Here is a 22,460-nt window from a genome sequence, read left to right on the forward strand (position 1 = left end):
ATCCAACGCCTCGACGGAGCCGAGCCATGACCCATGAATCCCCGCACGACAAGGCCGCCGACGCCGTGCACGAGGGCAGGCCCGTCGAGGCCCAATATGTTCGCGGCGGCCGCGGCGGCGTGCGCATCCTGACCCTGCTGGTCATCTCCCTGGCGGCTGTGGCCGTCCTGCTGCTGGGCATGTGGTTCGTCAGCCAGGGCGGCTTCGCCAACACCAACGCCAACAGCGGCCAGCAGGCGGTCGACGTGCAGGCCTTCCAGGGCGAGGCGGCCCCCTCGCCGACGGCCGACGCCCCGACGGCTCAGGGCGGCCGGCCCGCCACCCCGCCGGCCGGCGATACGGCCAACGTCAATGCGCCGACGGTCCCTTCGACGGCGGCCAACTAGCGATCGCGGACAACAAAAAAGCCCCGGTCCTGCGACCGGGGCTTTTCCTTGTTCGGGGAAGAAGGCTTACGCCGCCGCCTTCTGGCGCGACGGATGGAAGAACAGCGCCTGGCTGATCGCCGCCTTCACCGTTTCGGGCTGGAACGGCTTGGTGATCAGGAAGGTCGGTTCGGGCCGCTCGCCGGTCAGCAGCCGCTCCGGGAAGGCGGTGATGAAGATGACCGGCACGTCGATCCGCTTGAGGATGTCCTTGACCGCGTCGATGCCCGACGAGCCGTCGGCCAGCTGGATGTCGGCCAGGACCAGGCCCGGGCGGTGACGGGCGACGGCGTCGACGGCCTCGTCGTGGGTCGTGGCGGTGCCGGTCACGCGGTGACCGAGCTCCTTCACCAGGCTTTCGATATCGGCCGAGATGATGGCCTCGTCCTCGATGATCAGGACGTCGGTGGCCAGTTCGGCGTCGATGTCCGACTGGGCTTCCGAGATCAGGCGTTCGACGTCGATGGCGTCGGCGTCGAGGATCTGGGCCGCTTCGGAGGGGGTGAACCCTTCAAGCGCCGTCAGCAGGAAGGCCTGGCGCGAGCGCGGGGCTATGCGCATCAGGCGGCGCGAGGCGTCGTCGCCACGCCCTTCGAGACCGCTCTTGTCCTCCAGCTGCGCGCCGGTGGTGGCCCAGATGGCGTGGAAGACATGATAGAGGGCGACCCGCGGCGTCATCTCGGCGGGCAGTTGCCGTTCGCCGGCGGCCAGCGCCTCAAGCGCGACGCGGACGTAATTGTCCCCGGTGGTCTGGTCGCCGGTCAGCGCGCGCGCATAGCGGCGGACATAGGGCAGGTGCGGCGCAAGGCGGGCCAGCAGGCTCATATAATAAAATCCCCGACAGACTGGTTCCGTCCATTGGAACCTCAGCAGCTTCCGACAACGTATCAAATCGGCCACGGTTCCCATCCGGACGCAAAGCTTCAGCATTAATCCGCGGTAACCTAGGAACCGCCCCTGCTGAGTGGCGTTTGGCCAGTCGCAACAAGTCTTTCGTCAGGGTGGCGGCCGTTTTTTCAATGACAGACAATTCCAATCCACCGGGCAAGGGTCCGCCCAAGGGCGGCGCAAGCCTGGAGGAAGCGCGACTTCGCCAGCAGGCGATCGGCGTCAAGCTGCGCCATATGTTCGACGAGGTCGTCAACGAACAGGTTCCGGACGAGTTCCTGGACATCCTGCGTCGCGCCGACGAGCGGTCGTCGGGCGGGGGCGGCGCATGAGCGGTGCGACGAATCCGCCGCCCAAGCCTCCCTCAGCCGACGACGACGCCTTCAAACGGGAGCTCGTCGCGCTGATCCCGCATCTTCGCGCGTTCGCCCGCACCCTGACGGGCGACCCGACGGCCGCCGACGATCTGGCGCAGGACGCCATGATGAAGGCGTGGGACGCCCGCGCCAGCTATCAGATGGGCACCAACATGAAGGCCTGGACCTTCATGATCCTGCGCAACCAGTTCTATTCCGAGAAGCGCCGTTCCTGGCGGCAGTCGCAGCTCGATCAGGAGGCGGCCGAGCGCACCCTGGTGGCCGTCGACGATCCGGAATCGCCGGTGGCGCTGGACGAACTGCGGCTGGCCCTGGCCACCCTGCCGGAAGAGCAGCGCGAGGCGCTGATCCTCGTCGGCGCCGGCGGCTTCGCCTATGAAGAGGCCGCCGAGATCTGCCAGTGCGCGGTCGGCACGGTGAAAAGCCGCGTGTCCCGCGCCCGCAAGGCCCTGCAGGCCACGCTCGAAAAGGGCGGCTACGCCCGGGACGGGCGCGCCGCGGGCGACGCCATGCGCTCCATCCTCGCCGCCGCTGATCGCCTGAGCAGCGTCCGGCAGGACTGACCGGGTGGTCCGGATAGGACGACTGCTGGGCAGGCGGGGGGGCCGAAACATGGCCCCGCCCCGATTCCGAGGCATCCGCTTCCGCCTCGGATCGGCCATGGCCGTCGCCCTGCTGCCGATCCTGATGCTGGGAGCCTTCCAGGCCCAGTCCGCCTTCCGGGCGCAGGATGTCGAGCGGCGCTCGGATCTGCAACTGGCCGCCGAACGCACCGCGGCCAACGCCAAATCCCATCTCGACAGCACCGGCGTGCTGCTTCAGGCCCTGCGGCCAGAGGCGCTGGAGGTGTTCTGCGAACCCCGCCTGACCGATCTGGTGGCGCGGCTCGAGAATCTCGACGGACTGGCGCGGCTGAGCGCGACCGGCGTCACCGCCTGCGCCTCGCGCGGCCTCAGCCAGACCGCGCCGGCCTGGCTGGCGCAGGCCCGCGACAGTCCCTGGTTTCTGAGGCTGAAGGGCGGGGAGGGTATGGTGCTGGCGCGGGCGCCCGCCGTCGCCGGCCGATCTCCGGGCCTGATCGTGGCCATCCGGCTGGAGCGACCCCTGGGCGCCTTCGACGGCGCCATGGTGGCTCTGATTCCCCTGACCAGCCTGCAGCCCGACGTTGACGACCCGGCCCTTCCCGAAGGGTCGCAGGCGGCCCTGACCGACGGCGACGGGCGGCTGCTGACGGCCAGCGAGGCCGACGCTTTCATCCTGTCGGGCGGCGACACCCTGACCGGCTGGGTCGGCCGCGCGCGCTCCGGCGCCTCCGCCATCTTCGAGGCCGACGACGCCCAGGGCCGCCATCGCGTCTACGCCGGCGCCGCCCTGGCCGGGCGCGACGTCTATGCGCTGCTGTCCGCACCCGCCCCCGGCCTGCTGTCCTGGGCCCGGCTGAACCCGGTCGGCGCCCTGATCGTGCCGTTGCTGGCCTGGTTCATCGCCTTCGGGGCGGTGATGCTGGTCAGCGAGCGGATCGTCATCCGCTGGCTGGATTATCTCGAGCGGATCGCCGCCATCTACGCCCGCGGGCGGTTCAATGTGCGGCCGCTGCAGGCCATGAACGCGCCGGCGGAGATCCGCGTGCTGGCCCGGACGCTCGACGAACTGGCCGAGTCCATCGTCGCCCGCGACAGCGCCCTGACCGCCTCGCTGGCCGAGAAGGACGCGCTGATGCGCGAGATCCATCACCGGGTGAAGAACAATCTGCAGATCATCTCGTCGCTGCTGTCGATGCAGCAGAGGGCCCTGACCGATCCGGCGTCCAAGGCCGCGGTGGGCGACACGCGCCAGCGTATCTCGGCCCTGGCCCTGATCTACCGCACCCTCTACCAGAGCGATGACCTGCGTTACGCCGACGCCCGCATCTTCCTGACCGAACTGGTCGGCCAGCTGGTGGCCAGCGAGTCCGGGCGAGGGATCCTGGTGACCTCGTCGGTCGAGGCCGATTCCCTGGTGGTCGATCCGGACAAGCTGGCGCCGCTGGCCCTGTGGCTGGTCGAGGCGGTGACCAACGCCCAGAAACACGCTTTCGCCGGCCGGGGCGGCGACCTCAAGGTCCGCTTCCACGTCCGCGGCGACAAGAGCATTCTGGAGGTCCAGGACGACGGTCCGGGCGTCAGCGAGACCTTCCGCGCCGGCGTCGGCCGCACCCTGATGGGCGCCTTCGCCAAACAGCTGAGGGGCGAGGTGGAGATGGTTCCCGCGCCCGGCGGCGGCACGATCGCGCGTCTGGTCTTCGCCACGCCGGAAGCCGTCGTGCCGACGGATCCGGCCGATCTTGGAACCGTAGCGGGGCCGCCACGTTGATACGGCAGACGCCTCCCCGGCCTCACGGAGTTTTTCCCATGCGCAAGCTGTTCGTCCTGTTCGCCGCCGCCGCCGCCCTGACCACCGCGGCCTGCAACACCGTTTCGGGCGTGGGCCGTGACGCCTCGGCCGCCGGCACCGCCGTCGCCAACTGTGCGGACGGCAAGACCTGCTGATTTAGACCGGCGGTCAATCGCCGACGTTTCAGTTCCCGACCGCGCTTCCCCCCCGACCCGCGGATCGGTTGAAGAGAGCCCGTCAGCATCCCCCCGCTGGCGGGCTTTCGCTTGTCCGGGCCCCGCGCGGAGCGTGGGCTATTTGCGCGCCGGCCGCGGGCGTCTAGCATCCCCGCACAGGCGTCCGCAGAGACGCCGGATCGAAATGCGGGGAGCGATCGATGACGGATGCGACGGAGGCCCGGGCGGAACCGGGCCTGAAGACGGTGGTGGTCGCTTCGGCGGCGGGGACCGCGTTCGAATGGTATGACTTCTTCGTCTTCGGTTCGCTGACCACCATCATCGCCCGGCATTTCTTCGCCGACGCCGGCGAGACCGTCGCCTACATCATGGCCCTGCTGACCTTCGGTCTCGGCTTCGTGGTGCGACCCCTGGGCGCTCTGGTGTTCGGCTGGTTCGGCGACCGCACGGGGCGCAAGACCACCTTCCTCGTCACCATCACCCTGATGGGTCTGGCGACGGTGGCCATCGGTCTGTTGCCGGACTACGGCCAGATCGGCCTGGCGGCCCCGATCCTGCTGCTGATCATGCGGATGCTGCAGGGCTTCGCCCTGGGCGGGGAGTACGGCGGAGCGGCCATTTATGTGGCCGAGCACTCGCCGCAGAAGAAGCGCGGCCTGCTGACCGGCTGGATCCAGACGACGGCCGCCTTCGGCCTGATCGGAGCGCTGTCGGTCATCCTGATCACCCGCAGGATCGTGGGCGTCGAGGCCTTCGACGAATGGGGCTGGCGCATCCCCTTCCTGCTGTCGGCCCTGCTGCTGGCCGTCTCCCTGTGGATCCGGCTGAGGCTCAACGAAAGCCCCGCCTACCGGCGCATGGAGGCCGAGGCGTCGGACAGCGATCACCGCGCGCCTTACAAGGAGGCCTTCTTCCAGTGGGGCAACGGCCGGTTCGTGCTGATCGCCCTGTTCGGCATCATGATCGCCCAGGGGGCGGTCTGGTACTGCGGCTATTTCTACACCCGCTTCTTCATGGAGCGGGTGCTGAAGGTCGACACCAACACCGTCGACCAGCTGGTGCTGGCCGTGACGGTGGCCTCGGCCGGCCTGTATGTCTTCTTCGGCTGGCTGTCGGACAGGCTCGGGCGCAAGCCGGTGATGCTGTTCGGCATGATACTGGCCCTGGTCGCCTTCTTCCCCGGCTTCCACGCCCTGACCCGCGCCGCCAATCCGGCCCTGGCCGAGGCCCAGGCCTCGGCGCCGGTGACGGTGATCGCCGATCCGGCGACCTGCGCCCTGCAGTTCGATCCGATCGGCAAGGCGGCGTTCGCCAGTTCCTGCGACATCGCCAAGAGCGTCCTGTCCAACGCCGGCGTCTCCTACGGCAACGCCGCGGCGATCGCCGGTTCGGTCGCCAGCGTCCGCATCGGCGCAACCGAGGTGGCTTCGGTCGAGGGCGGGGGCCTGAATCCCGCGGACCTGAAAGCGGCGCGCGCCGGGGTCGAGACCCGGATCAAGGCGGCCCTGGCCGAGGCTGGCTATCCGGCGAAGGCGGATCCGGCGCGCATCAACATGCCGCTGGTGTTCGGCATCCTGATGATCTTCATGGTCGCGGCCACGGCCCTTTACGGACCGCAGGCGGCGGCGCTGGTGGAGCTGTTCCCGACCCGGGTGCGCTACACGGCGATGAGCCTGCCCTACAACATCGGCACGGGCTGGGTGGGCGGCCTGCTGCCGGCCGCCAGCTTCGCCCTGGTGGCCTGGTCGGGTAACATCTATTTCGGCCTGTGGTACTCGGTCGGCTTCACCGTCGTGGCGGTGATCGTCAGCCTGCTGTGGCTGCCCGAGACCCGGGGACGCGACCTCGACAGGATCTAGACCCGGGTCAGCCGCCGTAGCCCCGGCCGCCGCCGCCGAAGCCGCCGCGCGAGACGACGGTGGTGCGGCTCTGCACCCGCGCCGGGGCCTGCCGCGCCGCGGGCGTATGCTCCCGGGCGTTGGTGACCATCCGCCCGGTGCGATAGTCGCGGGACAGATAGCCGCCGCCATAGCCGTTGGAGTATTGGCCCTCGCGGTCCCGATACAGCGGACCGCCGCCGCGATAGCCGCCGCCGCTCATCAGCTGGCCGATGATGAAGCCGGTCGCCAGCGGGCCGAAGAAGGAGCCTCCGCCCGTGTTCAGCGGCCGGCACTGCTCCGGCCCCCACTGTCCCTCGCATTCCTCGCGGGTGGCGTATCGGGGGGCGGTCTCGGCCGCCTGCTGGCCCGCCACGTTTGAGGCCACGACGCATTCCTCGTCGGGAATATCGTCGGCCGCGCGGCATTCGTCGAGCGACGTATAGGCCAGGGCGGGAACGGCCGGCTCTGCCGGCAGGCTCGATCCGGGCGAGCCGCAGGCCGCCATGGAGAAGCTGACGGTGGCCATCAGGCTGGTCACCTGGAGCGACCGCGACCGCTTGAGCCGGCGCATGGTGGTGGTCTGGGGCAGGGTGTCGTCGGTCATGATGCGCCTCAGGCCGTCATGCAGGCGGCGTTAAGCAGGCCGACGCCGATGGAGATGGAAGCCAGGTAGATGCCCGCCGCGATTTCACCCGCCTCGATGCGAGCCGCCAGCGCCTTGTAGAGGACCCGGCTGACGACGATGAAGGCGATGATCTGGATCACGCCCGCCAGCAGGGCCCAGGCCGCGAACTCCGGCAGGCTGACCGTCTGCGACAGGGCCGACGCCAGCGGCAGGACATAGCCGATCAACGCCCCGCCCAGCGCGATGGCGGCGGCCGCGTTGCCCTGACGGATCAGATCCCGCTCATGATAGGGCGTCACCAGCTGGTAGAGGAATTTGAAGGCGCCGAAGAAGAGCACCGCCGCGGCGAAGGCGATGACGAACGAGATCGCCCCTTGCTGAAACCCGAACCAGTCAAACATCGTCTATCTCCCATGCGCCTCAGGCGCGGAACTCGGCCATTTCCAGCGGAATGCCGATCATGATTTCGTGGCTGACGTCGCCGCCCTCGGGCTCCTGCTCGAGCGCGAGCATCAGTTCGCGCCCGGCCCCCAGGTCCCGCGCGTACAGCATGCAGGTCTGGAAGATTTTCGCATAGGGGGCCGTCCCGGCCCGGTCGTCGTAGATCGTCTCCCACAGGGTGACCGGAGGCTGGCGATCCTCGCTGTCGGCGAACCAGAAGCGCGGATACTCGGGCAGACCCTCGGGCGCGCCCCTGAAGCGCGGTTCCGAGAGCCGGTCGCGCCACAGCCGGCGCTCGCGTTCGCCCGGCGGATAGGCCGAGGACCAGGGCGTGAACAGGCTGAAATCGTAGGACGATGCGCCGGCCGCATCATCGCTCATGGCCTGAAGCATGACGTGGTCGTCGGTGTAGAAGCGGTGCACGAAGGTCCCGCCGTCGAGCGCCACCACCCCCTGGGCGGTGATCTCCAGCGCGTCGCGGTCCAGGGTGAAATGCGTCTCATCGCCCAGGCGCCGCCAGGCCAGGGGGTCCAGCGCCACCGTCCGGCCCACGGTGATGTTGCGCACCTCGGCCAGAGCCGCCGCCGGCGGGAGACTGTCTCTTGAACCGAAGAGGCGTTTGAACATCGCGACAGTCTAGCCCGCCAGCACCGCGGCAGCGAGCCGGCCCGCGGCGACGAAGGGCGGCTGGCCGCCGCCCGGATAGGCCAAGCTCTTCGCAGAGCGCTGGCCAAAGTCAAGCGTTCCTGTTACGCGTTACATGAAACATGCGTAATCCAGCCCCTCGCCCCTTGCCCTCGGCCAACGAACGTATACGTGCTTGGCGCAAGGCCCGGCGCGAGGCGGGCATGGTCAAGCTGGAGTTCTGGGTGCCGGACACCGCCAGGGACGATGTGAGGGCGGCGGTCCACGCCATCGTCACCGAGTCCACGCGCGGACCTGATCTTGTCCGGCGGCCGCGTCGAAACCTCTTTCCCGATCCTTCTGGAGCAACCCACACCATGGACGCCGTGATCGAAACCGCCTGGACCGTCCCCGCCATCAAGGCCGCGCTGGACGCCTCCGAGCTTGTCCGCGAGGGTGAGATGACCAGCCGCGTGCTGGAAGGCGCCGAGCCCGTGCTGCTGGTCACCATGCATGAGTATGGCGACCTGCCGATCTATCTGAGCGTCGGCGGGGCTCAGATCGTCTGCTCCGTCCTGTTGTGGCCGGTGGCCGAGCAGGAGGACCGGCACGCCTTCAACGAATTCCTGCTGAAGGCCCAGCGGATCGTGCCCCTGTCCAACTTCGCCATCACCAGGGTGAACGAGGAGGATGTCTACGAACTGATGGGCGAACTGTCGTGCAAGACGACGCTTCAGACCATACTGATCGAGTTGCGGACCCTCGGCGAGAACGCCATCGACGCGACCCAGCTGCGTGAAACCTTCGGCGCCGAAGCGGCGGCCTGATCCCCGGAACGGAGACCTGCCATGTCCATGCTCGCCAAACTGTCCGCCCTGTTCCGCGGCACGGCCCACGACACCGCCCAGTCGGTGGTCGACGCCAACGCCCTGAAGATCCTCGATCAGGAGATCCGCGACGCCGACAACAACCAGGGCAAGGCCCGGGACGACCTGGCGGGCCTGGTGGCGCGCCGGCGGATGGCCGAAACCGAGCTGAAGAGCTTCCAGGACCAGATCTCCAAATATGAGAACTCGGCCCGCACCGCCCTGGACCGCGGTCAGAACGATCTGGCGCTGGAAGTCGCCGGCCGGATCGCCGAGCTGGAAACCGAGATCGGCAACCGCGGGCCGCTGATCGAGAACATGAAGGCGGCCGAGGTTCGCCTGCGCACGGCCATCGCCACGACCGACCAGAAGATCGAGACCCTGCGCCGCGAGATCGACATCGTGAAGGTCAACGATTCCGTCCAGAAGGCCCAGACCTCGGTCGCCCTGCAGTCGGCCGGCGCCCAGTCGCGCATCGGCTCGGCGGCGGACAGCCTGCAGCGCATCAAGCAGCGCCAGGCGGTCAACGAGGAGAAGCTGATCGCGGGCCAGGAGCTGGAGGACAGGCGCACCGGCGCCGACCTCGACGCCAAGCTGAAGGCCGCGGGCATCCTGCCGGGGCAGAGCTCGGCCAACGACGTCCTCGCCCGGCTGACCGCGCGCGAGATCAAGGTGGTGACGCCGTTGATTGAACAGGGCGCGCCGGTGCACAAGGACCCCGCCTAGTCCCATCGGGGGAGGAATGGAGCCCCTCATGGAACGCATAAGCCTCGAGCCGCGTCCCGACTGGCAGGCCCGCGCGGAAGCCGTCGGCTTCACCTGGCATCACGACAGCGGCGAACGCTACTGGGACGAAACCGCGGCCTACGCCTTCTCGCTCGAGCAGATCGAGGAGGGGATAGAGGCGCCGACCGCCGAACTGCATCAGATGTGTCTGGACCTCGTCGCCGAGGCGGTGACGTCGGAACGGCTGATGGGCCTGCTCGAGATACCGGAGGGCTTGCGGGACTATGTCGCCGACAGCTGGAAGCGGGGCGAGCCGTCGCTGTATGGCCGGTTCGACTTCGCCTATGACGGCCGGGGCCCGGCCAAGCTGTACGAATACAACGCCGACACCCCGACCAGCGTGTTCGAGACCGCCGTGTTCCAGTGGCTCTGGCTGGAGGACCGCATCGCGGACGGAACGCTGCCCGCCGAGGCCGACCAGTTCAACAGCCTGCACGAAAAGCTGGTCGCGCGGTTCCGGACGATCTTTCCCGACGGCGGCTTCGTGCATTTCTCGTCCGACGCCGATTTCGTCGAGGACCGGCAGACCGTGCGGTTCCTTGAGGACCTGGCGAAACAGGCCGGCCTGGACCCGAAATTCATCGCCATCGACCGGATCGGGCTGAACGCCGACGGCCGCTTCGTCGATGACGAGAACTGGCTGATCCAGGCCATGTTCAAACTGTATCCGTGGGAACATATGCTGCGGGACGACTATGCCGAGCCCTTGCCCGACGCCGACATCACGGTGCTGGAGCCGGCCTGGAAGGCGCTGCTGTCGAACAAGGGCATACTGCCGCTGCTGTGGGAGCGGCACCCCGGCCATCCCAATCTGCTGGAAAGCTGGTTCGAGAGCGATCCCGGCCATGAGGCCCTCGGCGCCGCATATGTGCGCAAGCCGCTGTTCTCGCGAGAGGGCGCCAATATCGCCATCGTCGAGGCGGGCGTCCGCGAGGAGGGCCTGGACGCCGGCTACGGCCAGGGCTCCCATATCCGCCAGGCCCTGCATGCTCCGCCCCGGTTCGACGGCCGCCATGTGATCGTCGGATCGTGGCTGGTCGGGGACGAACCCGCCGGCCTGGCCTTGAGGGAGGACGAAGGGAGGATCACCCGCAACACCTCCCGCTTCGTGCCGCATTTCATCCGCTGAGGAGAGATCGATGAACACCCCGAACCGCGACGCCGGCCTCGCCCTTATGCGTCAGCACGCCCTGATCGCCGGTGAGCCGGTCGCCGCGAACGGCCAGGGCATCGCCGTCGACGACCCAGCGACCGGCGAGGTCATCGGCTGGATCCCGGACCTCGGCGCGGCCGAGACCGAACGCGCGATCGCCGCCGCCGTGGAGGCCTTCCCCGACTGGTCGCGGTCGGACCCGCACAGGCGCGCGGCCTTCCTGCGCGAATGGGCCCGGCTGGTCGACGAGAACAACGAGGGGCTGGGAGCCCTGATGGCGCTGGAGAACGGCAAGCCGCTCGAGGAGGCCCGGGGAGAGGTCGCCTACGCCAGCAGCTTCCTCAAATGGTTCGCCGGCGAGGCGGAGCGGCTGATCGGCGAAACCCAGGACAGCCCGCTGGGTCACGTCATCCTCACCTTCCGCGAGGCGATCGGCCCCTGCGCCCTGATCACGCCGTGGAATTTCCCGACCGCCATGCTGACGAGGAAGCTCGGCCCCGCCTTCGCCGCCGGCTGCACCGCGGTGGTCAAGCCGGCCAGCCAGACGCCGTTCTCGGCCATCGCCCTGGCCGAGCTGGCGTACAGGGCGGGTCTGCCCAAGGGCGCGCTGAGCATCGTCACCGGCGACGCCGCGACCATCGGCGGAGTCCTGACGGCCTCGCCGGCGATCAGAAAGCTCAGCTTCACCGGCTCGACGCCCGTCGGCAGGAAGCTGGCGGAACAATGCGCCCCGACCCTGAAGCGGGTGTCGATGGAGCTGGGCGGCGCCGCGCCGCTGATCGTCTTCGCCGACGCCGATCTGGACCTCGCCGTGGCCGAAACCATCCGGGGCAAGTTCCGCAACTCGGGCCAGACCTGCGTCTGTCCCAACCGCGTCTATGTCGAGGCTTCGGTCGCCGAGGCCTATGCGAAGAAGCTGGCCGCCGAGGTCGCGAAAATTCCGGTCGGACCGGCGTTCGAGGAGGGGGTGAAGGTCGGGCCCCTGATCGAGGACAAGGCGATCGCCAAGGTCGAGGCCCACCTCGAAAAGGTGAAGGCGTCCGGCGGCAGGGTCCTGACGGGCGGCGCGCGGCATGCGCTGGGCGGGCGCTTCTTCCAGCCGACCGTGACCCTCGGCGGCGACGACAAGCTGTTCCGCGATGAGGAGACCTTCGGCCCCCTGATCCCGGTCTTCCCGTTCGACAGCGAGGCCGAGGTGCTGGGCAAGGCCAATGATTCCGAGTTCGGCCTGGCCTCCTATGTCTTCACCCGCGACCTCGACCGGGCCTTCCGCATGGGCCGGGGCATCGAGGCGGGGATGTGCGGCGTCAACACCGGCATCATCTCGACGGCGGCCGCCCCGTTCGGCGGGGTGAAGGCCTCGGGCTATGGCCGCGAGGGCTCGGTCCACGGAATCGACGAATACGTCGACATCAAACAGGTGACCCTGGCCTTGCGATGAACCGCGGTCACCCCTCGGCCGCGGCCTTCCAGCTCTCGGCGACGGCGTCGACGGCATGGCGCAGGCGGGCGCGGTGTTTGTCGAAGAACATCTCGCCGCGCAGCCCCGAGAAGATGAAGCCGTTGGCGGCGATGCAGGCGTTGGGCTCGTCCAGCGCCTGGATTTCGAAATAGCGCACCGAGCGCGACCACAGGCCCCGGTTCTCGGTCCAGACCAACTGGGCCTCGGGCTGCCAGTCGCCGACGCGGACCGCGGCGCGACGCTCCGGCAGGCCCTCGATCCCCTCGGTCAGGGCGATGCCGGCCCCGAAGGCGATGGCCCCCTCAAGTCCCGACTCGACAGGGTTCCAGCGGTCCCAGCCGGGCAGGTCGGCGATCAGGGCCCAGAGCTGTTCGGGCGTGGCGCGGACGCCGATGCGGCGTTCGATACGGGCGGTTTCCATGGCTCCGATCTGACACGGCTTTCCGACGGAGAAAAGGCCCCCGATCCCCGGTCAGCGGTTGCCCTCGGGACCGGGCTGGGAGGCGGGCGGCGTGTCGGACGAAGGGGTCTCGTCACGGTCCGGCAGGTCGGGCGGGCCCGTGCGCAGCCGCGTGCTGGCGAAACACAGGGCCGTGGCGGCGGCCAGCAGGATGGCGTTACCGATGAACGGGCCCGGCTCGGCCAGTTCATACAGGGCCACGCCGATCACCGGCGGGCCGAGGAAGCTGAGACCCGCCAGCGACATCATCAGCCCGGCGACCGCCCCCTGTTCGTGCGGCCCGACCGACAGGGACGAGCCGGCGGTGAAGCCCGGCCGGGCGAAGCCGACGCCCATCGACACCACGGCGTAGCCGACCACCACGCCATAGTAGCCGGGCGAGGCGATGCTCATCAGATTGCCGACCAGCGCCAGCCCCGCGCCCCAGCGCATCAGGTCGCGCGGCTGCAGCTTCAGCAGCGGGATCAGGCCCCACTGCGCCATCAGGGTCGCCGCGGCGCCGGCCAGCATGGCGATGCCGATGAAGGGCTGGGCGTCGCGCGCCGCCATGCCGGTCGCGCCCAGTTCGTCGATGATGTGGAAGCCCAGCACCGAGATGTTCACCGCCTGGGCGCCGGTGACCAGCAGGCCGTACAGCAGATAGTCCCGCACGCGCGGGTCCTTCCACAACCCCTTGCCGGCCTCGCCGCGATGGCCGCCGGGCGAGGGCGTGCGCACCACCTCGCCGCTGGGCAGCTTGCGCCAGACGATGACGAGAACGACCGCGCCGAACAGGGCGAAGGCGTACATCGGCCCCGCCAGCCCCACGAGCGGCAGGACGAAGAAGGGCGCCAGCGCCGGCCCTACCACCGTGCCCAGCCCCTGGGCCGAGGCCAGCAGCGACATGGCCTGGGTCCGCTGCTCCGGCGAGGTCCGGTCGGCGACATAGGCCTGGGATGCGATCGGCGCGGCCGAGCCGAACACGCCATAGATGGTGCGCGCCACCGCCATCAGGGTGAAGGCGAGGCCCGCGCCCAGCCACTGCTCCAGCCCCGAGGTCGCGGCCAGGCCGAAACCGCTCATGGAGACGACGAAACCGGACAGGCCGATCAGTATGACCCGCTTGCGCCCGAGGGTGTCGGACAGCCGCGCCCAGAACGGCGAGGCGATGGTCCACATCAGGGCCGAGATGGCGAAGGCGCCGGCGACGAGTGTGTCTGACAGGCGGAACTCGCGCCCGATCGCCGGCAGGACCGACTGCAGCGCCATGTTTCCCGCCGCCGCGATCAGGCTGACGGAGAAAAGCATGGCGAAGGCGGGCGAGCGCAGGTTCATCGGGCCATCCTGGACCGGCATTTCCGCCCGGTCACTCTTCGCCGACCAGCTTCAGCGACGGCTTGAGCCGGCGACCGTCGTCCAGGCCGAGGCGGGCCTTGACCTCGAACAGGTCGGCCCCGGCGGGCACGATCAGCAGGGCCTTGGGGTTGGCCGCGTTGACGGCGATGACCGCATTCTTCGGGCAGATGTCGAAACAGTTGGTCTCCTTGACCACCAGCTCGGCCTTCTTGCCCTTGCCCGCCTTCAGATATTTGCGCAGCGCCTTCTTCAGCGTCCTGTCGCCGTCGGGGCCGAAGCCCTTGCCGTCCAGCTTCCTCGAGCATTTGCGGCAGACCAGCACCACGTCGCGCCACTGGGTCTTTGCGGTCTTGATGGCCATGACGATCCAGATCGCCCGCCGGACGCCCTTGCGCAAGGGCGGCGGCTTTGCGCACCTTGCGGCCTCAAGACATCGGGGACGCCATGACCATCCGCCGCCTGCTCGCCGCCTCCAGCCTCGCGTTGGTCCTGTCCGCCGGCCTGGCCCATGCGCAGCCGGCGCCTGTCGCGCTGGAGCGGGTCGAGGCGGCGGTCGCGGCCGAAACGCCCCGCGTCGTCGCCTGGCGGCGCGACATCCACGCCCATCCCGAGCTCGGCTTCGCCGAAACCCGCACCGCCGCCCTGGTGGCGGAGCATCTGCGCGCCCTCGGGATGGAGGTCCGCACCGGCGTCGGCAAGACCGGCGTCGTCGGCGTGCTGCGCGGCGGCCGGCCGGGCCGGACCGTGGCCCTGCGCGCCGACATGGACGCCCTGCCGGTGCTGGAGGCGACCGGCCTGCCCTTCGCCTCGACCGCGACCGGGACCTATCAGGGCAATACGGTGCCCGTGGCCCACGCCTGCGGCCACGACGCCCACATCGCCATGCTGATGGGCGCCGCCGAGGTCCTGGCCGGCATGAGGGCCGACATCGCCGGGACCGTCGTCTTCATCTTCCAGCCGGCCGAGGAGGGGGCGCCTCCGGGCGAGCCCAAGGGCGGCGCGGCCCTGATGATCGAGGAGGGCGCGCTGGAGAATCCGAGGCCCGACGCCATCTTCGGCCTGCACGTCGTGCCGGGGCGGCCCGGCACGGTCTTCTACCGGCCGCAGGGATTCATGGCGGCCTCGGACCGGATCGACATCGTCCTCCATGGCCGCCAGACCCACGGCGCCTGGCCGTGGAAGGGCGTCGACGTCATCGCCGTGGCGGCCCAGATCATCCAGACGGTCAACACCCTGACCGCCCGCACCGTCGACCCGACCACGACGCCGACGGTCTTCACCATCGCCACCGTGGACGCGGGCGTCCGCTACAACATCATCCCGGACGAGGCGACGCTGTCGGGCACCCTGCGCACCTTCGACATCGCCCAGCGCGACGATCTGGTGCGGCGCGCGGGCGTGGCCATCGACAATGTCGCCGAAACCTTCGGCGCGACGGCCGAGTTCTCGGTCCGCCAGAACGCAGCCCTGGTTTACAACAACGAGGCGCTGTCGGCCTGGCTGGCCCCGGTCCTGACCGAGGCGGCCGGCGCCGGCGCCGTCAACGCCGCCAGCCCGCCGACGACGGTGGCCGAGGACTTCAGCTACCTGTCGCAGGTCGTGCCGGGCGTCTTCTATCACCTCGGCGCCTCGAAGGACGGGGCCGATCCCAACACATCGCCGCCGAACCATTCGCCCGGCTTCGACGTCAATGAATCGATCCTGCCCCTGGGCGTGAAGACCCATGTCCTCAGCGCCCTGCGGTTCCTGGAGCGGCCGTGACCTTATCCGGGCGCGAGGCTGTCACCCGCTGAACCCCGGTCAGGCCCGGTCGAAAAACGTCCCTATCACCCGGCGATAGACCTCGGCCAGGGCCTCGATCTCGGCCACCGGCGCGCGCTCGTCGATCTGGTGCATGGTCTGGCCGACCAGCCCCAGTTCCAGCACCGGACACATGGCGCGGATGAAGCGGGCGTCGGAGGTGCCGCCGGTGGTCGACGCCTCGGGCCGCCGGCCGGTCGCGGCCTCGACGGCGTCCCGCACGCCCTCGATGAAGGGGCCGGGGCCGGTCAGGAAGGCGTCGCCCGAGCACAGATGCTCCAGCTCGATGCGCAGGCCGGATGCGGCCTGGGCCTCGCCCGCCATGGCGTTCAGCCAGGCGATCAGGTCGTCGCCGGTGTGGCTGGGGTTGAAGCGGATGTTGAGCCGCGCCTTCGCCTCGGCCGGAATGATGTTGGTCGCCGGATTGCCGATGTCGATCGTGGTGATCTCGAGGTTCGACGGGGGGAATTCCGGATAGCCGTGATCCAGCCTGTGGTCGTCCAGCCGGGCCAGCAGCTTCGCCAGCACCGGCGCGGGATTGGCGGCGCGGTCCGGATAGGCGACGTGCCCCTGCTTGCCGTGGACGGTGATCCAGGTGTTCAGCGAGCCGCGCCGCCCGACCTTGATCATGTCGCCCAGAACCTGCGACGACGACGGCTCCCCGACCACGCAGGCGTCGATGACCTCGCCCTCGGCCATCAGGGTTTCGACCACCCGTCTGGTGCCGTGCAGGGCGGGGCCTTCCTCGTCGCCGGTGATCAGGAAGGACAGGCTGCCCGGAACCTCGCCCCCGGCCAGAACCTGAGAGACCGCCGCCACCCAGGCCGCGATGCCGCCCTTCATGTCGACCGCGCCCCGGCCGTAGAGGACGCCGTCCCTGACCTCGGCCTCGAACGGGCCGGACGACCACGCCTGTTCCGAACCGGTCGGCACCACATCGGTGTGCCCCGCGAAGCAGAGATTGGGGCTGGCCGTCCCGCGCCGGGCATAGAGGTTCTCGATCCCCTCGAACGGCATGCGCCGGCAGTGGAAGCCGAGACCGGTCAGGGCGCGTTCCAGCACGTCCATCGCGCCGGCGTCCGCGGGCGTGACCGACGGCCTGCGGATCAGGTCGCGGGTCAGGGCGACAGGATCGATAACGGGAGTTGATGCGACGCTCATAAGGCTGTGCTTTACGGGGTTCCAACGATTGCGAGAAGGCTTCTCCCCATGCCGAAGATCGACATCGACGCCGCGCCCACCGGACACGGCACGGGCTACCCCGAGGAATTCGCCGGCCCCTGCAAGCCGCGCCGCCGCTGGCGGCTGGGCGACGCCGTCGGCCTGGACCAGTTCGGCGTCAACCTGCTGCGCCTGCCCGCCGGCGCCTGGTCCAGCCAGCGCCACTGGCACGAGGGCGAGGACGAGTTCGTCTGGATCGTGTCCGGCGAGGTGGCGCTGGTCGAGGACGAGGGCGAGACCGTGCTGCGCGCCGGCGACTGCGCCGGCTTCAAGGCCGGCGTGCCCAACGGCCACAAGATCGAGAACCGCTCCGCCGCCGAGGCCGTTCTGCTGGAGGTCGGGACCCGCAGGCCGGACGGCGACGCGGGCGACTATCCGGATATTGACATGGTCTTTCGGCAGGGCGGCTATTTCCACCGCGACGGCGCCCCGTATCCGAAAGTCGACCGCCGCACGTGACCGAAACCCTCGAGACGACCGAACCGGTCCAGTCCCCGCCCCCGCCGGAAGGCCCCGCCAGTCCCTGGGCCATCCGCGACTTCCGCCTGCTGTGGATCGGGCGGGTGGCGGCGGTGCTGGGCATCCAGATCCAGTCCTCGGCCCTGCTGTGGCAGGTCTATGAGATCGCGCGCCGCGACCATCCCATCGCCGAGGCGAGCCTGTATCTGGGGCTGGTCGGCCTGTGCCAGTTCCTGCCGCTGCTGGCCCTGACCCTGCCCGCCGGAGCCATGGCCGACCGGCGCGACCGCAAGACCACCGTCATCCTGTCCGTGATGGTCGAGGCCGGCTGCGCGGTCGGCTTCCTGCTCATGGCCATCCATGGCCGCCCGCCGCTGTGGGGCCTGCTGGCCGTCGCCGCCGTCTTCGGGGCGGCCCGCGCCTTCCTCGCCCCGGCCAGCCAGGCCTTCCTGCCCATGGTGGTCGGCCGGCGCGCCCTGCCGCCGGCCATCGCCGCCCAGTCGATCGCCTTCCAGACCGGCGCCATCGCCGGACCGGCCCTGGGCGGGGTCATCGTCGGCCTGTCCGTGCCCCTGGCCTACGCCTCGGCCCTGGCCATGTTCGCCGTCGGCGTCGGCAGCCTGCTGCTGATCCGCACCAGCGGCCGTCCCGCCCCGTCCCCGACGCGGATTCCGATGGGGGAACAGGTCCGGGAAGGCCTGGCCTATGTCTGGAACACGAAGATCGTCCTCGGCGCCATCTCCCTCGACCTGATCGTGGTGCTGCTGGCGGGCGTGGCCCTGCTGACCCCCATCTTCGCGCGCGACATCCTGCACGTCGGGCCCGAGGGCTTCGGCCTGCTGCGCGCCGCCTTCGGCGCCGGGGCCCTGCTGGTGGCCCTGTATCTCAGCCGCTTCCCGATCGTGAAGCACGGCGGCAAATGGATGTTCGCCGCCGTCGCCGTCTTCGGCCTGTGCACCCTGACCTTCGGCCTGTCGAAGAGCGTCTGGCTGTCCGGCGCGGCCCTGTTCCTCGGCGGGGCGGCGGACATGATCAGCGTCAACATCCGCCAGACCCTGATCCAGCTGGCCACGCCCGATCACATGCGCGGACGGGTGTCGTCGGTGTCCATGCTGTTCATCGGCGCCTCCAACGAACTGGGCGAGGCCTGGTCCGGCGTGGCCGTCCGCGTCCTCGGGCCGATCCAGGCGGCGGTGTTCGGCGGGATCGGCGCCCTGACGGCGACCGGCCTTTGGGCGCGCTGGTTCCCGGACCTGCGCAAGGCCGACCGGCTGGAGTAGGGGCCAAGGGCTAGGGGCCAGGTTCCAGGGAAACAGCGCGCGACCGCCCCTCGTCTTCCCTAATCCCTGGAACCTGGAACCTGCCTCACCACGGCCGGAAATGCTTCGACAGCTTCAGCCCCTGCCGCTGGTAGTGGCTGCCGCCCTCGCCATACAGGCGCGTCGGGCGTTCGGTCAGCGGCTCATAGACCAGCCGGGCGACGATCTGGCCGTGTTCCAGCAGGAAGGGCGTGTCGTGCGTCCGCACCTCCAGCACCCCCTTCGACCCCGCCCCGTGCGCCTCGTCCGTGCCGAAGCCTGGGTCGAAGAAGCCGGCGTAATGCACCCGGAACTCGCCGACCGACGGATCGATCGGCGTCATCTCGGCGGCCTGGTCGACCGGAATCTCGACGTCGTCGCTCGACGCCAGAATGTAGAATTCGCCGGGGTCCAGCAGCAGCTCGCCGCGGCGCAGGGTCAGCGGCTCCCAGAAGTCGCGCGGATCGTGGCCGTCGATGTTGTCGAGGTCGATCACCCCCGCGTGGCGCCGCCCGCGGAAGCCGACCACCGCCCCGTCGCCGCCCTGAAGCTCGACGCCGACGCTGCGGGTCTCCAGCTTCGGCGGCTCGCCGGCCTTGAGCCGCAGCTGGTTCAGCCGCGTCCCCGGCCGCACCAGGATGGGGAAGGTCTGGGGCGAGATCTCCAGATACAGCGCCCCCTCATAACCCTCGGCCACGTCGTCGAAACTGGCGCCGCGGTCGGTCAGCAGCCGCACGAACACGTCGACCCGCCCGGTCGAGCTCTTGGGGTTGGCCCGCGCGATCAGACCCTTGGGCAGGCTCAGCCGCTCCTGCAGCCGGGCGATGTAGACGCAGCCGCGCTCCAGCACGACGCCGCCCGACAGGTCGATCCGGTGCATGGAGACGTCGGCGATGCGGTCCTCGACCGTGCGCTTTCCGGGCAGGAAGGAGGCCCGCACGCGCCACGCCTCGTCCGACAGCCGCAGGTCGAGACTGGCCGGCTGCACCTGATCGGCGTCGAAGGGGGTGTCCGAAGCGATCGCCCCGCCGGCGATCAGGGCCTCGATGGACTGGCACGGCAGGATGCCGGGGAGGGTGGATTCGAAGGTCTGCATTTCTCCGGCTTACACGATTTTTCGCCGTGTCTCCCCTCCCGGGCGCCACACGGCCGCGCTTGACGTGCGGCCGGGTTGTACGACCATTGCCGGATGCATGACGCCCGCGCCTACGAAGCCGAAACCGAGGGGATCGTGGTCCGCGTGCGGCCCAGCTATCTGGCCGGCCAGTCCGATCCCGAGGGCGGGCGCTGGGTCTGGGCCTATCAGGTCGAGATCGTGAACCTGAGCGGCGTGCCGGTGCAGCTGATGGCGCGGCGCTGGGAGATCACCGACGCCCTCGGCCATGTCGAGGAGGTGCGCGGCGCCGGCGTGGTCGGCGAACAGCCGACGATTCTGCCGGGCGACAGCTATACCTACGCCTCGGGCTGCCCGCTGGGCACGGCCTCGGGCTCGATGGCCGGCGGCTACTATATGACCGACCCGTCCGGGCGCTCGTTCGAGGTCGCCATTCCGGCCTTCAGCCTCGACGTGCCGGGCGACCGCCGGGTGCTGAACTGAGCCAGACTCGCCGTTATGGTCGTCATCCTCGGGCTTGACCCGAGGATCAGCTGTTGGACCGCTCGGTGGTTGAAGGCCGGCTCCGGGACCGTGGCGTCCCTTCCCGAACCGCGCGTGCGGCAACCTCTGATCCTCGGGTCAAGCCCGAGGATGACGGTGAGGGGCGGGCGGTGAGGGGGTGAGGGGCTGCGTCAACCCGGAAAAGCGCAGCCCCGCCCCTGCACTCAAGGCCGCATGCGGGTGCGGCCTTGAGGCGGAGGGCGGCTCTCTAGGAGCCTATGATGACAGCCGTGTGGCTGAATGGGGTCAGATGTAGCGCCGCAGGCTGCGGGCCAGATCCGTCGCGCCGCGCTTGACCTGCGGCTGGTAGGCGACGCGGGCGTGCTCGACGCAATAGACGCCTTCCGAAGAGCGGCGGCCGCAGAAGCTGAACTCGTCCGAGGACGGGTCGCCGATCGGCCATTTGCACATATGGGCGCCCAGGGTCATGACCGTGGCGGTGCCGGGCAGGTCGGGCATGGGGGCTGGAACCGACTGGGCGGTGACCACGGCGCGCGGCTGGACCGCCTCGATGCGGCGCGGGGCCGACGGGGCCTGGGTCGGCTGGGCAGGGCGCGGACGCGACGGGCGGAAGGTGGCGCGCGCCGGCTGCGACGGGGCGGCCCGGCCCGACAGGCCGAGGCGGTGCACCTTGCCGATGACGGCGTTGCGGGTGACGCCGCCGCCCAGCTGTTTGGCGATCTGGCTGGCCGACTGGCCTTCCAGCCAGAGCTTCTTCAGCGCGCCGACGCGGTCTTCTGTCCAGCCTGCGGTCATAGCCAACCCTCCGGGTCTCGGATTCAATATATGGGGTCCAGACGTCCCTCCCGGGGCCTCGACCTACCACTAATCGTAAACGAGCCCTTACCGGACGCAAGATGTGCGAATCAGTCCGTCCACAGGAACCAGATGTAGGGATGGTTAACGAGAGGGGGCGGTAGGGACTAGGCAGTAGGCATTAGCCGAAGAGGCGCCGAGGGCTCGGGGGCTCGTGATGCGCCCGTCCGACTGCCTGCTGCCTACTGCCTAATCCCTACTGCCTCTCTTGCATCCCTCTCCGCCACCCCGCATCTGGCTCCCATGACCGACCTGACCACGACCCCCCGGCCGCGCAGCTATCCCGGCGTCAACTGGATCGGCGTCCAGACCCTGTACCTGAGGGAGGTGCGCCGCTTCTGGAAGGTCGGGGCCCAGACCGTGGCCGGGCCGGTGGTCACCACCCTGCTCTACATGCTGGTCTTCGTGGTCGCCCTGCAGGGCACGCGGCCGCCGCTGCACGGCACGCCCTTCGCCGAGTTCGTCGCTCCGGGCCTGATCATGATGGCCATGCTCAACAACGCCTTCGCCAACGCCTCCTCCAGCCTGATCCAGGCCAAGGTGATGAACACCGCGACCGACTTCCTGACCCCGCCGCTCAGCCCGCTGGAGCTGACCATCGGCTTTTCGCTCGGCGCCGCGACGCGCGGCCTGGTGGTCGGGATCGTGACGGCGATCTGCGTCATGCCCTTCGCCCGGCTGGAAGTCGCGAACCTCGGCCTGATCCTGTGGTTCGGCCTGCTGGCCTGCCTGATCATGGGCATGCTGGGCGTCTTCGCCGGCCTCTGGGCGCAGAAATTCGACCAACTCGCCGCGGTGCAGAATTTCGTCATCATGCCGATGACCTTCCTCAGCGGCACCTTCTACCTGGTCGAGAACCTGCCCGAGCCGTTCGCGACCATCAGCCATTTCAACCCCTTCTTCTACCTGATCGACGGCTTCCGGGCCGGCTTCATCGGGGTCGGGAACGCCGAGGGGAATCTGCTGATCGGCGCGGTCATGAGCGGGCTCCTGACCCTGGTCATGGCCTGGGCCTGCTGGGCCGTGTTCAAGTCCGGCTGGCGGCTGAAGAGCTGACGGTCCTCCTCCCTCCCGTCCCCGTCCGTGCATCCCCGCGGAGGCGGGGATGCACGGTGATGGGGAGCGGGAAGGCGTGACGCTGCTGGTCGACATATAGTCGGGTTGGCGGGAAAATATCCCGCCCGATCAACCGCTTCCGCTTTTCCCAAACTGTATTGTCAGCACCCCCTCGCGGCGGCCGCATAATATCTGCATCCCGTCGCGGGGGAGGGCGTCTGGCGCCAGGGCCATCAACGTGCGGCGGGGTGCGAACGAGCGGGAAACGTCGTCCCGGAATCG

25 protein-coding genes are annotated in these 22,460 nt (G+C 69.5%); 15 read left to right on the forward strand and 10 right to left on the reverse strand.

Going from position 1 to position 22,460, the window contains the following annotated elements; all coding sequences use genetic code 11:
- The first annotated feature begins 26 nt into the window (after positions 1-26).
- The gene (locus tag ASD59_RS11395; RefSeq protein ID WP_055831748.1) at positions 27-386 is read left to right on the forward strand and encodes a hypothetical protein; all 360 of its coding nucleotides are present in this window, start codon (positions 27-29) and stop codon (positions 384-386) included.
- A 66-nt stretch (positions 387-452) separates the two neighbouring features.
- Here ASD59_RS11395 and phyR read toward each other — a convergent pair whose 3' ends face one another.
- Positions 453-1,250 carry an anti-anti sigma factor/receiver protein PhyR gene (gene phyR / locus ASD59_RS11400; protein ID WP_055831749.1) on the reverse strand — a complete coding sequence of 266 codons (798 nt, stop codon included), beginning with the start codon at positions 1,248-1,250 and terminating at the stop codon, positions 453-455.
- A gap of 194 nt (positions 1,251-1,444) precedes the next feature.
- Here phyR and nepR point away from each other — a divergent pair, with 194 nt between their 5' ends.
- From nepR to ASD59_RS11425, 5 genes are all read left to right on the forward strand, one after another.
- Positions 1,445-1,645 (forward strand): anti-sigma T factor NepR, encoded by a 201-nt coding sequence (nepR, locus tag ASD59_RS11405; protein WP_055831790.1) that lies wholly within the window; start codon positions 1,445-1,447, stop codon positions 1,643-1,645.
- Complete coding sequence (locus ASD59_RS11410) at positions 1,642-2,253, forward strand: sigma-70 family RNA polymerase sigma factor (RefSeq protein ID WP_055831750.1); 612 nt, start codon at positions 1,642-1,644, stop codon at positions 2,251-2,253. The genes nepR and ASD59_RS11410 overlap by 4 nt, the downstream gene beginning before the upstream one ends.
- A gap of 97 nt (positions 2,254-2,350) precedes the next feature.
- A complete protein-coding gene (phyK, locus tag ASD59_RS11415; RefSeq protein WP_235561808.1) occupies positions 2,351-4,042 on the forward strand; it encodes a sensor histidine kinase PhyK in 1,692 nt (563 codons plus the stop codon).
- Positions 4,043-4,080: 38 nt separating this feature from the next.
- Positions 4,081-4,218: a hypothetical protein gene (locus tag ASD59_RS11420; protein WP_055831752.1), complete on the forward strand. Its 138-nt coding sequence runs from the start codon at positions 4,081-4,083 to the stop codon at positions 4,216-4,218.
- Between the two features lie 221 nt (positions 4,219-4,439).
- The gene (locus tag ASD59_RS11425) at positions 4,440-6,098 is read left to right on the forward strand and encodes an MFS transporter (protein WP_055831753.1); all 1,659 of its coding nucleotides are present in this window, start codon (positions 4,440-4,442) and stop codon (positions 6,096-6,098) included.
- 7 nt (positions 6,099-6,105) lie between these two features.
- On the opposite strand, the gene ASD59_RS11430 is transcribed toward ASD59_RS11425, so the two are convergent.
- The 3 genes from ASD59_RS11430 to ASD59_RS11440 are packed head-to-tail and all read right to left on the reverse strand — an operon-like array spanning position 6,106 to position 7,812.
- Positions 6,106-6,723, reverse strand: a complete 618-nt coding sequence (locus ASD59_RS11430) for a DUF1190 domain-containing protein (RefSeq protein ID WP_055831754.1) — start codon at positions 6,721-6,723, stop codon at positions 6,106-6,108.
- Between the two features lie 8 nt (positions 6,724-6,731).
- Complete coding sequence (locus ASD59_RS11435) at positions 6,732-7,145, reverse strand: DUF350 domain-containing protein (RefSeq protein WP_055831755.1); 414 nt, start codon at positions 7,143-7,145, stop codon at positions 6,732-6,734.
- Positions 7,146-7,164: 19 nt separating this feature from the next.
- Complete coding sequence (locus ASD59_RS11440; protein WP_055831756.1) at positions 7,165-7,812, reverse strand: YjfK family protein; 648 nt, start codon at positions 7,810-7,812, stop codon at positions 7,165-7,167.
- A 140-nt stretch (positions 7,813-7,952) separates the two neighbouring features.
- Here ASD59_RS11440 and ASD59_RS11445 point away from each other — a divergent pair, with 140 nt between their 5' ends.
- Genes ASD59_RS11445 through ASD59_RS11460 form a run of 4 tightly spaced genes read left to right on the forward strand, consistent with a single transcriptional unit; the run spans position 7,953 to position 12,055 of the window.
- Positions 7,953-8,636 (forward strand): DUF2170 family protein, encoded by a 684-nt coding sequence (locus ASD59_RS11445; protein ID WP_055831757.1) that lies wholly within the window; start codon positions 7,953-7,955, stop codon positions 8,634-8,636.
- 21 nt (positions 8,637-8,657) lie between these two features.
- Positions 8,658-9,401 carry a PspA/IM30 family protein gene (locus ASD59_RS11450; RefSeq protein WP_055831758.1) on the forward strand — a complete coding sequence of 248 codons (744 nt, stop codon included), beginning with the start codon at positions 8,658-8,660 and terminating at the stop codon, positions 9,399-9,401.
- A 28-nt stretch (positions 9,402-9,429) separates the two neighbouring features.
- Entirely contained in the window at positions 9,430-10,590 is a 1,161-nt protein-coding gene (locus tag ASD59_RS11455; RefSeq protein ID WP_055831759.1) for a glutathionylspermidine synthase family protein, read from the forward strand.
- Between the two features lie 10 nt (positions 10,591-10,600).
- Positions 10,601-12,055 carry an NAD-dependent succinate-semialdehyde dehydrogenase gene (locus ASD59_RS11460; protein WP_055831760.1) on the forward strand — a complete coding sequence of 485 codons (1,455 nt, stop codon included), beginning with the start codon at positions 10,601-10,603 and terminating at the stop codon, positions 12,053-12,055.
- A 7-nt stretch (positions 12,056-12,062) separates the two neighbouring features.
- Here ASD59_RS11460 and ASD59_RS11465 read toward each other — a convergent pair whose 3' ends face one another.
- From ASD59_RS11465 to ASD59_RS11475, 3 genes are read right to left on the reverse strand one after another with little or no spacing between them, the layout of a single operon-like run.
- Positions 12,063-12,497, reverse strand: coding sequence for an SRPBCC family protein (locus tag ASD59_RS11465; RefSeq protein ID WP_055831761.1), 435 nt, complete (start codon positions 12,495-12,497; stop codon positions 12,063-12,065).
- A gap of 51 nt (positions 12,498-12,548) precedes the next feature.
- On the reverse strand, positions 12,549-13,850 hold the full coding sequence (locus ASD59_RS11470; protein ID WP_162246634.1) for an MFS transporter: 1,302 nt from the start codon (positions 13,848-13,850) through the stop codon (positions 12,549-12,551).
- A 31-nt stretch (positions 13,851-13,881) separates the two neighbouring features.
- Entirely contained in the window at positions 13,882-14,268 is a 387-nt protein-coding gene (locus ASD59_RS11475; protein WP_235561809.1) for a hypothetical protein, read from the reverse strand.
- 47 nt (positions 14,269-14,315) lie between these two features.
- Here ASD59_RS11475 and ASD59_RS11480 point away from each other — a divergent pair, with 47 nt between their 5' ends.
- A complete protein-coding gene (locus tag ASD59_RS11480; RefSeq protein ID WP_055831762.1) occupies positions 14,316-15,632 on the forward strand; it encodes an amidohydrolase in 1,317 nt (438 codons plus the stop codon).
- Positions 15,633-15,671: 39 nt separating this feature from the next.
- Here ASD59_RS11480 and dapE read toward each other — a convergent pair whose 3' ends face one another.
- A complete protein-coding gene (gene dapE / locus ASD59_RS11485; RefSeq protein WP_055831763.1) occupies positions 15,672-16,832 on the reverse strand; it encodes a succinyl-diaminopimelate desuccinylase in 1,161 nt (386 codons plus the stop codon).
- Positions 16,833-16,880: 48 nt separating this feature from the next.
- On the opposite strand from dapE, the gene ASD59_RS11490 reads away from it, so the two are divergent.
- Positions 16,881-17,351, forward strand: coding sequence for a cupin domain-containing protein (locus ASD59_RS11490; protein ID WP_055831764.1), 471 nt, complete (start codon positions 16,881-16,883; stop codon positions 17,349-17,351).
- Complete coding sequence (locus ASD59_RS11495) at positions 17,348-18,631, forward strand: MFS transporter (RefSeq protein WP_082560172.1); 1,284 nt, start codon at positions 17,348-17,350, stop codon at positions 18,629-18,631. Before ASD59_RS11490 ends, ASD59_RS11495 begins: the two co-directional genes overlap by 4 nt.
- An 85-nt stretch (positions 18,632-18,716) precedes the next feature.
- On the opposite strand, the gene ASD59_RS11500 is transcribed toward ASD59_RS11495, so the two are convergent.
- Positions 18,717-19,745 (reverse strand): 2'-deoxycytidine 5'-triphosphate deaminase, encoded by a 1,029-nt coding sequence (locus ASD59_RS11500; protein WP_055831765.1) that lies wholly within the window; start codon positions 19,743-19,745, stop codon positions 18,717-18,719.
- Between the two features lie 93 nt (positions 19,746-19,838).
- Here ASD59_RS11500 and apaG point away from each other — a divergent pair, with 93 nt between their 5' ends.
- Complete coding sequence (apaG, locus tag ASD59_RS11505) at positions 19,839-20,246, forward strand: Co2+/Mg2+ efflux protein ApaG (protein ID WP_055831766.1); 408 nt, start codon at positions 19,839-19,841, stop codon at positions 20,244-20,246.
- A 306-nt stretch (positions 20,247-20,552) separates the two neighbouring features.
- On the opposite strand, the gene gcrA is transcribed toward apaG, so the two are convergent.
- Complete coding sequence (gene gcrA / locus ASD59_RS11510; RefSeq protein WP_055831767.1) at positions 20,553-21,062, reverse strand: cell cycle sigma 70 cofactor GcrA; 510 nt, start codon at positions 21,060-21,062, stop codon at positions 20,553-20,555.
- 303 nt (positions 21,063-21,365) lie between these two features.
- Here gcrA and ASD59_RS11515 point away from each other — a divergent pair, with 303 nt between their 5' ends.
- Complete coding sequence (locus ASD59_RS11515; RefSeq protein ID WP_055831768.1) at positions 21,366-22,178, forward strand: ABC transporter permease; 813 nt, start codon at positions 21,366-21,368, stop codon at positions 22,176-22,178.
- The last annotated feature ends 282 nt before the right edge of the window (positions 22,179-22,460 follow it).

The organism is Brevundimonas sp. Root608 (assembly GCF_001427825.1).
GTDB lineage: Bacteria > Pseudomonadota > Alphaproteobacteria > Caulobacterales > Caulobacteraceae > Brevundimonas.